Consider the following 14,660-nt stretch of genomic DNA (forward strand, 5'->3'; position numbering starts at 1 on the left):
CTTCGTACACCTTAATCATAGTAATTTTCACGGTATTCAACCATTGATTAAATGACTGTAAATAGTTAAAAAAGTATTGTCTTTAGGTGGATTTTTGTAAAATGAAACAAAGGCCAGGAATAATTTCCTGACCTTTGCCTATATATGCCTTACCGGCTTTTGTCGAGAGCAATCTGCTGCAGCCGGTCAAGCGCTTGTTTGGGCGTCATCTGGCCGAGCAGAACCGTTTGCCCCATATTTCTGGTCGCATTCAGAACGGCAGACCATGCGGGATTATTGATGGGGTAAAACTTTGCGCTTTTAATAGAATCTAAATTTTGTTTCATAGAGGGATCGTTAGCCGCCAATTTGCTGCCTACCGTACGGATGGTTGGAAGAAAACCTTCCCGAAGAACAAACTCCTCGTAACGCCCGTCCTCATAAATAAAATCAAGAAATTTCGACAACGCTTCCTTGTTCGTATGATCGGTTTTGAAAGACATCCATACGTCCTGCACACCCAGCACCAGAGGCGTCTGCCCCTCTTTCACCGGGATCGGTCCTTTCGCCCATTTCAGTCCAGGATACTCATGCGGAACGACGGCTTCAAAATAGTTGCCAGAAATCAACATCCCGAGCTTGCCGTTACCCAGAATCCGCTGTTTTTCATCGCGTGTTGTCACCGCCGGTTCCGGGTCCGTTAAACCGTCCTCGTAAAGATTTTTTAGAAACGTGATGCCTTCCACATTCTCAGGCGAATTGATCGCCCACTCGCCATCCTTCATCCAGCCTCCGCCGGCACCATAGAAAAAATAAGAAAGATACGCCCAAATTTCATTATCCGTCAAATCGACGCCGAAGCCGTCCACTTGCTTCGTATTCTTGATTTTGCGCGCATCCTCCTCCAGATCTCTCCAAGTTTTCGGCGGTTCCGTAAGGCCAACCTCATTGAAAATATCTTTGTTATAATACAGTTCCCGGATTGTCGTTACATAAGGAACCGTGTATTGCTTGCCAAGCATTTTGCCGCTGTCCATCAGATAGGGATAAAACTTATCCTTCAGTTCCGTCGAAAGAATATCGTCCATGCTGTTCAGCAGTCCATCCTTGGCAAAGTGCGCGTAAATGTTCGTGAGCAGCAAATCCGGAGGCTGATTGCGGCTGATCATCGTATTGTAAGCACTATCCAGGATGTCCCAGTTAATGACCTGCAGTTCCACCTTAATGTTCGGATACTTCGTTTCGAATTCTTTCACCACATTTTCAAAATAAGGCTTAGTCGACGTGCTGTACTCGGCAGCCACAAACGTAATCATCGCCTTCGCGTCGGGGTCGGGCGTAACCGGATGGAAAACGTCCTCGCTGATGCATCCGGTGAATACAATAGCCGTAAGCTGCAGAAGTAAAAGCGACCAAGCCGTTTTTGTTTTACCTGTTTGGCTCATGGTTAGATCCCCCTTCCGTCATTTCCCTACTTTTCCACCAAAGGAAAGAGAAGCTCCTGATTTTCTTGGGTGTACATGTTTTCTTTGGTTATGACATGGGCGTCTATATTCACTTTGGGGTCCACTTTAATACCGGACAAAGCCTGCACCGCCGTTTCAACGGACAAATACCCCATATTGAACGGCTTTTGCACGATTGTGGCCTTGATAATCCCTTCTTCCAACAGCTTGATCTCATAAATGGAGCTGTCAAAACCGACGATTTTAATGTGATCCTCCCATCTTTTTTCTTTGATTGCCCTGGCGGCCCCTAACGTGGCCTTTTCATTCAAGCCTGCAATCCCCTTGATATTCGGATACATGGCCAGCAGATGTTTGACCTGTTCATAGGCCGCATCCTCTGTACCGTCAAACTCATAATTGCCTGCATATTCCGCACCGGGAAAATCAGCAATGGCTTCCTTAAACCCGTTCACGCGCTCTTTCTCGGCGATCGATTGCTGATTGCTGCCGAGGGTCATCACGCCAAATAATTGACTGTTGTGTCCTCCTGCCAAGAAAACCCCGGCTTTTCTCCCCGCTTCAAAATTATCGGTTGCAATTAGGCTCGCATCCGTATGGGAATAGACCGGAGAATCGATTAAGATGAGCTTCGTTCCGGACTCTTTTATTTTTGTGGCAGCAGGTGCAAGCCTCTCGTAATCGGTAGCAGCGAGAATGATAGCGTCGGGCTTCTTCATCAACGCTTCATCCACATTCCGAATTTGTCCTGCGGTATCCGTTTCCGATACAGGTCCCGTTATATCGATATGGACAGCAAGCTCCTTCGCTGCCGCTTTTACGCCTGCGCTAACCATCTGCCAATAATCCGAGCGCACGTTGTTCGTTTTTAGGACGACAGCGATCTCGAGCTTTCTTGGATTCGTAATACGCAGCATCTCCATGCTGGCTACCACGCCAAAACCAATCACGATCACGGACAGCACTGCCAAGAAAACCGGCCTTTTAACGGTCATCGGCGACTCCTTTCTGGGCACATTTGGGGAGCACAATCCGAACCTCCGTACCTTCCCACTTTTCACTTTTAAACGTAAGGCCAAACTCATTTCCGAATAGCTTAATCCGTTCGTTCACATTACTGACCCCGATCCCTTTGACGACGCCATCTTTCACTTTCAAAATATGTTCCAGCTTGTCCGGCTCCATGCCGACTCCGTTATCGGCGACGACGAACACAATGGTATCTCCGTCTTCTTTTCCTGTTATTTTAACCAAACCGGGCTCCAAACTGTTCTTGATCCCATGATAAATCGCATTCTCAACGATCGGCTGCAAAATAATTTTCGGAATATGAACCTCCAAAATGCCGGGATCAACCTCAATCTGAAAATCAAGCTTGTCCTTGTATCTCATCGATTGAATCAACAAATAATTGGTGATGTGCTCAATCTCAACCCGAACGGAAACGGTTTCATTATTCTTATTAATAATCGCGCGAAACAGCTTGGCAAGCGAAGAAGTCATCTGGACAACCTCGTCATGCTTTTTTCGCTCCGCCATCCAAATGATGGAATCCAGCGTATTGTATAAAAAATGAGGATTAATTTGCGCTTCAAGCAGCTTCATTTCGCTCTTTCGCTTGCTTTCTTCATTCTGAATGATCTGATTCATTAAATCTTTGATCCGGCCGACCATGATATTGAACGTTTGACCCAATTGTCCGATTTCATTCTCGCTGCGAAATTCCGAACGAATGCTGAAGTCTCCTTTTTCCACTTGCTTCATATTGCTTTGCAGCAGCTTGATTGGCCGCGAAAGGTGGCGGGAAATAAAGAAAGAGAGATAAAGCGCGATAACTAAAGCCAGAATCGTCCATAAAAAATACGAAATGTTAATCTGATACTGGTTGGCGATAAGCTCATTGGCATAGGCGACCCCGACAATTTTCCAGCCGAAGTGCGTCTCTTGGATCGTATAGATCCGTTTCTTGTTGCCATCTCCCGTAACGAAGCTGCCGCTGCCGGCCTGTTTGACCTCATCGATCATCTCCGCTTTTAAATTGCTGTTAATCAACTTCTGCTGCGGGTGATACACGATGCTGCCATCCTTGTCGAGGATGAAAACATACCCTCTTTTGCCCAGATTAATATGATTGCAAATTTCGCCTAAGACATTCAAGTTGAGATCAACCAGGAAAATACCTTCTCCCGTAATGCCGTCCGCACTTTTTAGTTCCCTGCTCAAGGAAACTACCCAACGGTACTCGTTCTGGATAATGTTTTGGACATGGGGAGCGGAGATGACGGATTTCCCTCCTTCGGCTTTTGCATTTTTGTACCACGGCTGTTCCTCAAAGTTGGCATTCATATTCAGGCTCGTAATCCGGCGATCGGACACGAACCGGTTATTGTAGCCAAAAACCATAATCGAAGCAATATCTTTACGGGTAATCAAAATGGATTGAAATAAATCGGATATCCGTTTCTCATACGGTCTGCGTTCTTCGTCACTAATAAAGCCCGTCCCTGTAATGTAATATTTCACGTCTTTATTCGTCGATGCGAGCATGGAGATATCTTCCATATTGGTTATGTAGGACTGGATATTGATATTCACCTGTTGGACGATTTCAGCTATATAGTGCTTCGAATTCATTTCCACCGCGTCAGCCGAAAGATGGTAAGAAATGTAGCTTGTGATCACGATGAGAAATAAAATCAAACATGAAAAGACGACCGAAATACTTGATTGAATGCTTCTAAATTTGAAAAGAAATGATCCGGCATTCCCTTCTTTTCTCATCCTTATTTCTCCCTCAATAACTTTTCTCGGTATTCCGTAGGGGTTGTCCCCGTATGTTTTTTAAATAATACACTGAAGTATTGAGGGTCGCTGTAGCCAACTTTGGCCGCTACTTCATATGATTTTAGAGGAGTTTGCTGCAGGAAATCTTTGGCTTTCTCAATCCGGACGCGCGTGACATATTCCATGATGGTTTGTTCCTTATTTTGCTTAAACACGGTGCTGAAATAGCTTTTGCTCAAATGGACATGCCGGCAAATTTCATCGACCGTAAGGTTCTCATTCGAGTGGTGCTTTTCAATGTAGTCAATTACACTCAGAACCTGCATTTTCGTCTGGTCGCTTCGCTGTTCTGAAATATACAAAATCGCTTCTTTACAAATCGTTAGGAGCCAGGTTTCAATTTCATCCAACGTTTTGAACCGGTTAATATCCTGCAGGACGATTTCATGCCCTTTAAAATGCATAACGTCGCTGCCAGCGAATTCATGAATCGTATTCATAATGGCAATAATGATCGACTGAATTTGTAAATAACAAGCCCACATTGGCATTAGGGAGACTTTTAAAGTGCTTATCAGTTGATCGATGAGAACCTGCGCTTCACCTCGTGTTCCCGTTTTGATCAAAGTTGAAAACTTGCGACTCCATTCAATATCCAGCTGGTGAACGGGTATATTGGCGCCCTCCATATCATCGATGGAGATGACCCTGTTGTTGCCAAGCAAAAATCTGTAGTCCAGTGCGGAAATAGCCCCTTTGTACGATAGCGGAAGCTCGTTTAACGTTTTGCACAGCAGGCCAACGCCAACCGTAACGGTGAATTTCAAATATTTCTCCATGCAAAAGCGGATGACCTCAGCTAAGTTGAGCGCCGCCTCATACGTCCCTTCTTCCCATTCCCCGAAAAAAATGACGGTTATGCGTTCTTCCCTCGTTCGAAAAACGATGGCCTCTTTTCCCTCCATCACTTCTTGAACGATGTTAAAGGCGGCGGACCGGAAAAGCTCCGGATCGTTCTGCCATTTTTCCTTTTTGATTTCATCGAAATCGTCAATGTCAATGGCGACAACCAGATATGGCGGAGCGATCAACGGAAGGCCGAAATAGTGAAATCTTTCTTGAATCCTGCTATCTCTCAGCGTGCCGCTTACAACTTGTTCAAGAAACCGTTCTCTTAATAATGGCAAGCTTTGATGAAGCTGCATCTTCAGATGAGAGAGATTTTCACGGTTTTCAGCTTCCTGATCCATTTCGATTTTCACTTTATCGAGCAGATTGCGAAGTTCGTTTGCCGTAATCGGTTTTACGATGAAATCATGTACCTTAAGGCGCAGTGCTTTCTGCGCATAATCAAAATCGTCATGACCGGTTAAGATGATCACCTTGATGTACGGATAGTTCAAATGAATTTGTCTGGTCAGTTCAATCCCGTCCATGAACGGCATGCAAATATCCGATAAAACAAGATCTGGCCTGAGTTCTGCAATAGCTTCCAGAGCTTCGCTGCCATTCCTGTAATCTCCGATACACTCAAATCCATGTCTCTCCCACTCGATGCTCTCCTTGATGCCTTCCCTCACTTCGATTTCATCATCAACGATTACGATTCTATACATGGTGTACACCCCTGTCTCTACATAAAAAAACGGATTTCCGATATTTTCAGGAATCCGGTCATAGCTTTGGATGTATTGCAACGTATTATCAAAGACCGTTTCGCAGGTGGAATGTACTTCCATCTCTCATTTCCTAATATTATACAAGTCTTTACTGCCGTCGGGAAGGAGTCTAATTTGTATGGTTTTGTCGAAAATTCTCGCCTCATCGTTGAAATGCCTAGCGTAAGCAAGAGAATGCACGAGATGTATCCGTTTTTGTACAAACATGTCTTGGAAAGAATGCAACCGACTCTCCAATTTGGACACAAAAAAGAGGCTGCTCATTTAGCAGCCCTATCATGCCGACTTGCGGCATCCATCCCTAAGTTCATTGCGATACCGAAGCGCTTGGATCATGCTGTTTCCTGCGCAGCCAAACGACGACTCCGAACACGACGACTGTTGCCATCGACACCCAGGAGCTGTACAGAAACACTTGTCTCATGCCGTACGCTGCACTCATGATCCCGCCGAAGAAACTCCCAATGATACGCGCGGCTCCGAGGCTGAGCAAACCGTTCAGCGTTTGTCCGCTAGCTTTCCATTCCGCAGGCACTTCGCGGTTGATGAAGGTTGCCAGCGTGACGGATAATACGATGAAAATAACGCCGTGCAGCAGCTGCACCGGCAATATCCAATGAGGCTGGTCAATGACGGAAAACAGGAACCACCGGACGGAAGAGCCCAGCGCGGCAATAATTAAAAGCATCGAGACCGAAACGCGCTTGAAAATCCAGCCGGAAAACAGCAGAAACGGCAGCTCGCTCATCGAAGAAATGACCATGGACCATCCGAGCATCAAGCTGTCGGCACCCATTTCCTTGAAATAAATCGGGAAAAAAGCATAATAATATCCTAACGTAACTTGGACAATAAAATTAATCCCCAAATAAAACATCAGCTTTCCGTTACGGAAAAGCTCTCTGAATTTCTTCCCTGTGACGTTGGACGACCGGCTGACTGCTTGCGGAAAGCACCAAAGGAGCAGCAAAGCGGCAACCATCGTACCTGCGTAGACGGGGAACATCGAATTAATGTGCGATTTGGCGACGATGCCGAATATAAGAGACATGGTGGCGAAACCGATCGTGCCGCCAAGACGGATCCAACCAAAATTCCATTTGGGACGCCTGTCCAGCTCCTCCAAGGTTATCGCGTCGCTGAGCGCAAAAATGGACGTTTGGAAAAACATGAACACACAGATCAACACAAGCAAATACATGAACTGATCCGAGAGCGGAAAAAACATAATCGAAACGCCGCTGCCAAGCAAGAGCAGGAACAGCACACTATTTTTGGTCTTGGCACGATCGCCTAATGCTCCCCATACCGGTTGCCCCAGCATGGCAACGAGCGGCCCGAGACTTAGAAGCATCCCGATTTGTTCTTGCGAAAACTTGATGTTATGCAGGTATACCGGTAAAAAGGTGCCATAAACCGCATTCCCCATATAAATGACGGCATAAAATAACAAAAATGCGTAAAGTCTCGTTGTCAACCCCTTCTTTCTTGCTTAAAGTAAAATAAACCAGCCCCAAGATGAAGGGCCGGCTCCGACTTCAGGTTATTAAAAATGTACGACAAGTACCGCTAGCGTTCAAGCTTTATTTTTCATCTGCTTCTACATGACTAACCGGGCGGAACAGCAAGGACAGGCGTCCTTTTCCAAATACACTTCTTTTATGAGCTGCAAATAGTCCATGGACCTGTTTAGATCCATCTCCTCCTTGTTCATCCGGTATTGCTTCCCGTTCATCATATTCCACACCTGCAAGGACTCCGGCATTTTCCCAAATGCTTTCACACAATAGACCACCGTCATATGGAAAAACAGCTGCATAGCGGCCTCGTTTTCTTCCATCACATATTTATGGATCACGAACGAATCCTTCGCCGGCGCCATGACTTGCATAATTTGGGACAAGCCTGAATGAAGCTCTTCCACCCACACAGGACAGCTCTCGAAAAGCATAAGCGGACATTCGACGGCGTTCTCGCCGGTGAGCGCCTTATACAGATGCATAAGCACGTTTCGTTTGACATCCATATAAAATGCCAGCGACTCAAACTTGCGAAACTTATTCGTCCATCGTCTCTCGAACTGTTTCGTTAATGAAAATAACGTGCGAGATTTGAGCGGCAGCGAATACCAATCGTTAATCGCATGGTAAGCCGCATATTGTGTAAGCTGTCTCCAGTCCGGCTCGTCTGGACTGATAGGGCTGCACGCTGGAGAATTGTTCCGAATCCAAAGCTCGAGTTGATAATCGCTCAAAATATGCATGGTTCCCGTGCCCACGCCGATCTCATTGTCGTTCAACATATGTATGGGACACCCCCGTGATGGTTAGCAAACTTCAATTGATAATGATTTTCAATATCATTTATTAATTCAAATGATAATGTTTCTCAACTCAACTGTCAAGTCCTTTCCTCATCACATTCTCAGCCGCCGTCTTGATATACGTATTCCTTTGCAGCAGAAAGTTATGCATATAAGCTTCCAGAAACCATTGATCCGCTAATCTTCCCAACACGCCAAGAGGCGACGTATACGCAAAGATATCGATCATTCTTGTACCGTTATGGACAGCAGTAAACTCATGGGTGTGTTTGAATTGCTTGAAAGCTCCGCGAACCTGCTCGTCTACAAAACGATGAGGACGTTCCATCTCCGTTATTTTCGCAGTAAGCCTCTGTTTGATGCCAAAATGGACTGCCTCCCATGTCACGGTCTCCCCTAATTCAATGAGGCCGCTTGTCCTGCCTGCTATCGGTCTTTCCTTCGTTTGTGCGGTTGACTTCGCATGGATGTCGATGCTTCTTGCCAAATCAAAAACAATCTCAACGGGTGCGTGAATCAGCAGTTCAATCCGTATGATCGGCATGAAGTTAGCCCCCTCCAAAGCATTCCTGCAAAAAGAGGAGCGCCTTCCGTTGATGCTCTTCGCCGGTTTCATGTCCAGAAAACGGATAATCAAAGATGCGTTTAGAACATGTCAACCGGTTGTAGGCAGCATAGATGGTTTCCGGCATGCAGACCGTGTCCTTCCAACTGACTGACATGGCTACACTTGATTGAATACGGTGAGCTAGATTTACTATGTCAAAATATGCCATCGCTTCTAGAGCTGCATCCAATTTATCCGGATATCGTTTCAGGTAGTTGGCGATCTCCGAAAGCGAACCCGTGGAATGGAGGATGCCATAGTCGATTTGACAAAGGTTCGGAATGTTCGCAACGACTGCCGTTATTTTAGAGCTGAGCGCGCCGGCCAGCAGCGCCATGCCCCCGCCCTGACTCGTGCCAACTGCGGCTATTCGATTGGCGTCGATTTCCGGCTGCTGCACGGCGGCTTCCACGGCTCTTACGACGTCCAGTGCAAGCGCCATGTAATAGCTGCGTTCCTTGTTGAGCAGATTCTGCGTAACCCAGCCCTTCGAAGTGCCGGCATCATCCTGCAGATGATTGCCGGTTTCCCCTGCCTGTCCTCTGGCGTCAACAGCCAGAACGGCGTAGCCGAGCAGCAGGTAAGCGGCGTAGCGCTCCGGGAGGCCTTTGTCTCCGCCATAGCCAGGGAAGAGGATGACACAAGGCGGCTTCCGGCTGCTCCCGCTTGGTTGATCGGGAACGAGAAACCAAGCGTGAATTGGCGTGCCGTCATGGCCGAGATAGGTCAGCTTGTCCATTCGGACAGAAGGAAAGAACGGGGCAAGCTGTTCCCTTCGGACAATCAACGGCTGCCGGTTTGCCTCATCTAGCGCTCGGTTCCAATAAGTATCGATGGCATTCTTATCCAGCGTGGGAGCCGGCGCGTATTGCTCCAGGTCTTTTTTGCGTTTCGCAATCACATTCATATTCATATTCGTGTTTTCCTTTCCAAAAATGAAGCTAACATAGAAAAACAGCCCCAGCGGTCCGAAACACCCCACTGGGACAGTCCTTTTGCTGCATTCTATTATTCGGTATCCTTAGATTTCTCCTCAGTTTCTTCAAGCAGCTGGGCCGACTCTTCTTTGGCTGGCACGCTAATTACAGGTGGCTTCACCTCAGGCAGTACAGGCCGGCTCTGACCGTACAAGTTTACGAAGATCTCTTCAATCTCATCTCCGGTCAGATCACCGCGCTTCAGCAGCTCTTCCGCAATGGCATGAACGAAACCGTCATATTCTTTGACGAGCTTCTTCACTTCGAGCATTTGAGCATTCAACAGCGCGTTAATTTTGGGTCTGAGCGCCTTCAGCCCTTCTGCCCGGGGACCGACGGCCAGCCAACTGAACAGTTCATCCCCCATCCCGACCATGCCGAGGTAAGCTCCCGCCAGTTCCGTTGCATGCTGGAGGTCAGAAGTAACACCGTTTAATTTCTTGTACAGAAACTCCTCCTCTACGGCGCGAGCTGCCAGACAAACTTGAATTTCCGCCAAAATCTCGCTGTCGCTCCGGTTGTACCGCTCGTGCGTCGGTTTGGTCGCAGCGAGACCGAGCGCTCCGCCCCGTCGAATGATCGTCACTTTCCAGACGCGTTCGTGCGGCTTCAGGAGGAACTGGGCCACCGCATGGCCCGCCTCATGGTAGGCTACATTCCGCTTCTCATCGTCTCTCATCGAGCGAAGCGGCTGCTTGAGCCCCCACTCATAAGTCTCCATCGCCGCCCGGAAGTCCTCATAACTTGCCAGCTGAGCTCCGCGCTGGTGCGCGATTACAACGGCCTCGTTGACGATGTGCTTGATTTGCGCGGGGCTGTATCCGATCGTATCGAGACCTGCAGCCTCCGGTGTCAGCGAGTCGTCCCGCTTCACTTTTTTCAAATAATACTGGAAGATGTCGACCCGTCCGTCATAGTCAGGAACATCCACCCAAAGCTGCCGGTCGAACCGACCTGGCCTCAGCAGCGCAGAATCCAGCACGTCAGGCAGGTTCGTTGCCGCTACGGTCAGTACCGCCGGCCGCTCCGCCTTTTTGCGCCGCAGTCCCAGCGAGCGGAGCAACTTGGCAATCTTGGAGTTGTCAACGTTCGGCGGGTCCATCTGCAAGAGCAGCTCGTTGAGGAGCCCTGAGCCTCCGCCCATGCCCATCATCCCCATCATGCCTCCGCCTGCCCCTCCTTGACGGCTCATGCCGATGGCATCGATCTCGTCAATGAAAATAATGCAGGCGCCGTACACCTTGGCGAGCTTCCGCGCTTTCTTGAAGATGCCCATCACCTTCAAGTTTCCTACGCCGAAGAACATGTTCTGAAAGCTGGGGGCCGAAGCGTATGCGAAAGGCACTTGAGCTTCGTTGGCAATAACTTGAGCCAAGTAAGATTTCCCGGTGCCTGGCGGGCCGCATAGCAGCAAGCCACGGATCGCCTCGCCACCCATCTCCTTGAATTCCTTGACCCCTTTGAGCAGGGTCACAATCCGTTTCGCATTCTCAACAATTTCCGGGTTCCCCCGATAATCGTCCCAGGTTGCTCCTGTTTCCCCAGGCAATATCCAGTAGGTTCGCCCCCTGGCCAGAAACCAGAAGAGAGCTACGAACTGGATGATCATGAAGGATACTGCGAATAACAACTGAAATAACAGACTGGCGATGGTCAACGCAGCATTCCAATAGGGCGGCCCTCCTACAAACAACAACATACCGACTAACACGAGGGCCACAAGCCAGAGGATGAATTTACGCCACTTAATCCATTGATATCTCCTCATGGCTTCACTTCCTTTCCTGGGACCAACTTCAAGAAGGCCCGCTATAATTTATTGGAAAATTTTCTTGATATCCAATAAATATTTGAGAATGACGGCGATCCCGCAGATGAAATAAAAGATCACAAGAATCCACCCTGTAGGATCGATTGAAACTAGGTTTACAAGCACATTCAATGGAAAAACATAATAGAGGACATCTTTTAAATAGCCTAATACGAATGTAACATCAAAAGATCCTTCCCAAAACGATTTGAAAAAGGAAATTAGAAAATGAATAATCATTAATCCAAATATGGCCCATAATGTGTAAATCATCCAGCCCGCAACTGTTAGTATCACTTTTCACCACCACCTTCCTACATACTATGCTAGGAATACTGACAGGTGAGGATGATGTGAGATTCAGTTCGACACTAGATTAACACCAATATATTCTATTTATTTCATATTAAGACCGAGTGCCGCTGAAAATCAAGTGTATGTTACGGCCGACAATCACGATGATGAGAGCGCAAAAAAATGTTAATTCATGGATAAAATGGTTCCGTAAATATGACATATCCCTCGCATTGCTTCGCATTTCCAAGAGAGAGGGAACTATGGTCCGCTATCCGGCAAATAGCTGCCTTTTCTACTGCTTAAGCGGAACTATAGGGCTTTATTTGTTCTTTTCTGATGGTTTTCCCATCACAATGGCGGAATAGCGGACTGTAGTTCCCACTAAAAGCTCAGAATGCCATTTTACGCAGAAATAGTGGACTGTAGTTCCCAACAACACTCTCCAGCCACCTTAGTCGTCTCCATTTGAATACATTTCACTTTGTGGGGCAGCTGGATCTCGGATGACGAGGATAACGGGGATTGTCTGGAGGTAGGCGGTGGCGCGAATTTCGGGTGGTGGAGGTAGCTGGAGATCGTTGGCTTGTTGGCGGGGCGGGAGTTTCGGGGTGCGGAGGTAGCTGGGAAATGATGGAATTGTGGGTAATGGGCGGAATTTCGGGTAGCAGAGGTAGCTGGGGATCATTGGCTTGTTAGTGGTACGGGAAAATCGGTTTGCAGAGGCATATGGAAATAATTGTATTTTTTTGACGCGAATTTCGGATGGTGGAGATAGCTCGGGGATGATAAGATTTATGTGACGGTTGTGAATGTGATGCAGAGATGGTTGAACCGCTCAGCAGTCAGTAGATTAGTCAGATGGAGATCCGGGGACGGGGTTACCCTTTTAGCTCAAATAACTGCCCATAGCTCCCCATCCCTCCGTCTAGCTGGGACTACCTATTCCAATCTTCCTTTAGCATGCCATATACATAATGGTCGATAAAACGGTCGTAGATCCATTCATTTTGCCGAATCAGCCCTTCGTTCATAAAACCTAACTTTTCAGGAATGGCCCTGCTCTTCAAGTTGCCTGATCCGCATTTTATCTCAACCCTGTTGAGTCCTAATTCGTTCAGTGCGTAGTCGACTAACTTGCGGCAGGATCTGGACATGATGCCATGGCCTTGAAACGGCTCGCCTAACCAGTAACCTATGCTGGTTTTCTTATTAGTCCAATCAACCGAATGGTACCCGATACAGCCAACGAGCTCTCCCTTGAACCATATGCCCGAATTGAATCCATTGTTGGAAGCATATTGTTTTTGGCAAAACGCAATAAAGGACCTCGTATCCTCCACATCCACGGTTCCATCTACCCAAGGAAGCCATTCCCGGAGATAGGACCTTGAAGCACCCGTTAATGCATACAAGCGCTCAGCATCGCTAGGTTCAAACACTTTCAATACAAGCTCATCATCGATTTTTAGCAGCATTCCCCAGCTTCCTCTCCGCCTATGATTGAACAGCCATTTCATTATATCAAAAAAAGACCGCGGCGGAGCAGCTGAAATAAGCTGCAAACCACCACGGTCCCTCTGCTAAAATATCCGCTGCTTCCAGCCCAGCAGCTTGGCAATAGACTCCACATAATAGTAATCACCGTAGATGAGCGAAACGTTGATGTTTTGTCCGGCCGGCTTGTTCCCTGTGCCTTCGAGCAAAATAGCTTGATGCTCCGGCTGATCCCATGTGCCGTAATTTTGCGTGAGAGACAACAGCATCCGCTCCGCAGCGCGGCGGTACACGTTGCCTTCAATCGCTGGCAGGAACTCGGCCAGCTCAATCAACCCGGATGCGGCGCAAGTGGCAGCCGATGTATCCCTCGGCTCATCGTCCAGCGATTCAGCCGCCCGGAAATCCCAGTGCGCCACGTCATCTTCCGGCAGGCACGCGAGAAAAAAGTTCGCGACACGCTGGGCCGCGCGCAAGTAGCGCACTTCTCCCGTGTAGCGGTAGACGTTCGCCAAACCGTGCAGCGCCCAAGCGGCTCCGCGGCTCCAAGCGGACAGCGGTCCTGCACCCTGACCGCCAAGCGATTCAATGAGCTCGCCCGTCTTCGGATTGAAGCTCAGAATATGGTTCACCGATCCGTCTTCCCGGATGAACTTGTCCACGACCGTATCCGCATGCGCCCTGCCGATCTGTTCAAAACGCGGGTCTCCGGTCATTTCCGCCGCCCAGAACAGAATCGATAAATTCATCGTAGAATCGACGATGGACCAGCCGATTTTGTCCTGATTCCATGCACGAAGGAAGCTGCCTGCGAGATTAAAACGGCCTGCCAAGAAATTGGCTGCCTGCAAACCGCGGCGCAATCCGTCGCTGTCGCCTGTCAATTTATGCTTAATGACCGCTGTCGGCAAATATTGAAATCCAACATCGTGATGAAAATTGTTATCCCGCACGCTCGCCTGCTCAAGCTTTTCATCCCAGCGCCAAGCGGCTTCCTTGTAGTGCTCTTTGCCTGTCATATCATAAAGAATCCACAGAATCCCCGGCCAAAAGCCGGATGTCCACCAATCGATCCGCATATCGTCATAAACGCCGTCCTCTTTCGCGACATGCGGGGATTTATCTCCAAGCTGTGCGATCATACGATCGACTTTCTCCTGCAGCGCTTCCCACACTTGGGGCATAATGTCTTCAAACTTCTGAGCACCGTTCCAAGCCGTCATTTGATTAACACTCATCGTTAA

12 protein-coding genes are annotated in these 14,660 nt (G+C 48.0%); all 12 read right to left on the minus strand.

The features are described 5' to 3' along the window. Positions 1 to 149 precede the first annotated feature (149 nt). Positions 150 to 1,424 carry an extracellular solute-binding protein gene (locus AC3WRW_RS04065; RefSeq protein ID WP_492545081.1) on the minus strand — a complete coding sequence of 425 codons (1,275 nt, stop codon included), beginning with the start codon at positions 1,422 to 1,424 and terminating at the stop codon, positions 150 to 152. Positions 1,425 to 1,450: 26 nt separating this feature from the next. Next, positions 1,451 to 2,440: a substrate-binding domain-containing protein gene (locus AC3WRW_RS04070; protein WP_492545082.1), complete on the minus strand. Its 990-nt coding sequence runs from the start codon at positions 2,438 to 2,440 to the stop codon at positions 1,451 to 1,453. Further along, the gene (locus AC3WRW_RS04075) at positions 2,430 to 4,226 is read right to left on the minus strand and encodes a cache domain-containing sensor histidine kinase (RefSeq protein WP_492545083.1); all 1,797 of its coding nucleotides are present in this window, start codon (positions 4,224 to 4,226) and stop codon (positions 2,430 to 2,432) included. The genes AC3WRW_RS04070 and AC3WRW_RS04075 overlap by 11 nt, the downstream gene beginning before the upstream one ends. Positions 4,227 to 4,228: 2 nt before the next feature. Next, on the minus strand, positions 4,229 to 5,968 hold the full coding sequence (locus AC3WRW_RS04080) for a response regulator (RefSeq protein WP_492545084.1): 1,740 nt from the start codon (positions 5,966 to 5,968) through the stop codon (positions 4,229 to 4,231). Between the two features lie 247 nt (positions 5,969 to 6,215). Then, positions 6,216 to 7,385, minus strand: coding sequence for an MFS transporter (locus AC3WRW_RS04085; RefSeq protein WP_492545085.1), 1,170 nt, complete (start codon positions 7,383 to 7,385; stop codon positions 6,216 to 6,218). A 123-nt stretch (positions 7,386 to 7,508) separates the two neighbouring features. Further along, the gene (locus AC3WRW_RS04090; RefSeq protein ID WP_492545086.1) at positions 7,509 to 8,210 is read right to left on the minus strand and encodes a hypothetical protein; all 702 of its coding nucleotides are present in this window, start codon (positions 8,208 to 8,210) and stop codon (positions 7,509 to 7,511) included. Positions 8,211 to 8,301: 91 nt separating this feature from the next. After that, positions 8,302 to 8,775 carry an SRPBCC family protein gene (locus AC3WRW_RS04095; protein WP_492545087.1) on the minus strand — a complete coding sequence of 158 codons (474 nt, stop codon included), beginning with the start codon at positions 8,773 to 8,775 and terminating at the stop codon, positions 8,302 to 8,304. Positions 8,776 to 8,779: 4 nt separating this feature from the next. Then, complete coding sequence (locus tag AC3WRW_RS04100; protein ID WP_492545088.1) at positions 8,780 to 9,751, minus strand: acetylxylan esterase; 972 nt, start codon at positions 9,749 to 9,751, stop codon at positions 8,780 to 8,782. A 95-nt stretch (positions 9,752 to 9,846) separates the two neighbouring features. Then, positions 9,847 to 11,583, minus strand: coding sequence for an AAA family ATPase (locus AC3WRW_RS04105; RefSeq protein ID WP_492545089.1), 1,737 nt, complete (start codon positions 11,581 to 11,583; stop codon positions 9,847 to 9,849). A 48-nt stretch (positions 11,584 to 11,631) separates the two neighbouring features. Then, a complete protein-coding gene (locus AC3WRW_RS04110) occupies positions 11,632 to 11,922 on the minus strand; it encodes a hypothetical protein (RefSeq protein ID WP_492545090.1) in 291 nt (96 codons plus the stop codon). 935 nt (positions 11,923 to 12,857) lie between these two features. Further along, positions 12,858 to 13,397, minus strand: coding sequence for a GNAT family N-acetyltransferase (locus AC3WRW_RS04115; protein WP_492545091.1), 540 nt, complete (start codon positions 13,395 to 13,397; stop codon positions 12,858 to 12,860). A gap of 105 nt (positions 13,398 to 13,502) precedes the next feature. After that, the gene (locus AC3WRW_RS04120; RefSeq protein WP_492545092.1) at positions 13,503 to 14,654 is read right to left on the minus strand and encodes a glycoside hydrolase family 88 protein; all 1,152 of its coding nucleotides are present in this window, start codon (positions 14,652 to 14,654) and stop codon (positions 13,503 to 13,505) included. Between the last annotated feature and the right edge of the window lie 6 nt (positions 14,655 to 14,660).

It is taken from the genome of Paenibacillus sp. FW126-R14, assembly GCF_058789495.1.

Bases quoted from the DNA above. Each gene is read 5' to 3' on its own strand.
- AC3WRW_RS04090 (WP_492545086.1), bottom strand. From the start codon at position 8,210: ATGTTGAACGACAATGAGATCGGCGTGGGCACGGGAACCATGCATATT.
- AC3WRW_RS04080 (WP_492545084.1), bottom strand. From the start codon at position 5,968: ATGGAAGTACATTCCACCTGCGAAACGGTCTTTGATAATACGTTGCAA.
- AC3WRW_RS04065 (WP_492545081.1), bottom strand. From the start codon at position 1,424: ATGAGCCAAACAGGTAAAACAAAAACGGCTTGGTCGCTTTTACTTCTG.
- AC3WRW_RS04070 (WP_492545082.1), bottom strand. From the start codon at position 2,440: ATGACCGTTAAAAGGCCGGTTTTCTTGGCAGTGCTGTCCGTGATCGTG.
- AC3WRW_RS04120 (WP_492545092.1), bottom strand. From the start codon at position 14,654: ATGAGTGTTAATCAAATGACGGCTTGGAACGGTGCTCAGAAGTTTGAA.
- AC3WRW_RS04095 (WP_492545087.1), bottom strand. From the start codon at position 8,775: ATGCCGATCATACGGATTGAACTGCTGATTCACGCACCCGTTGAGATT.
- AC3WRW_RS04100 (WP_492545088.1), bottom strand. From the start codon at position 9,751: ATGAATATGAATGTGATTGCGAAACGCAAAAAAGACCTGGAGCAATAC.
- AC3WRW_RS04115 (WP_492545091.1), bottom strand. From the start codon at position 13,397: ATGCTGCTAAAAATCGATGATGAGCTTGTATTGAAAGTGTTTGAACCT.
- AC3WRW_RS04105 (WP_492545089.1), bottom strand. From the start codon at position 11,583: ATGAGGAGATATCAATGGATTAAGTGGCGTAAATTCATCCTCTGGCTT.
- AC3WRW_RS04075 (WP_492545083.1), bottom strand. From the start codon at position 4,226: ATGAGAAAAGAAGGGAATGCCGGATCATTTCTTTTCAAATTTAGAAGC.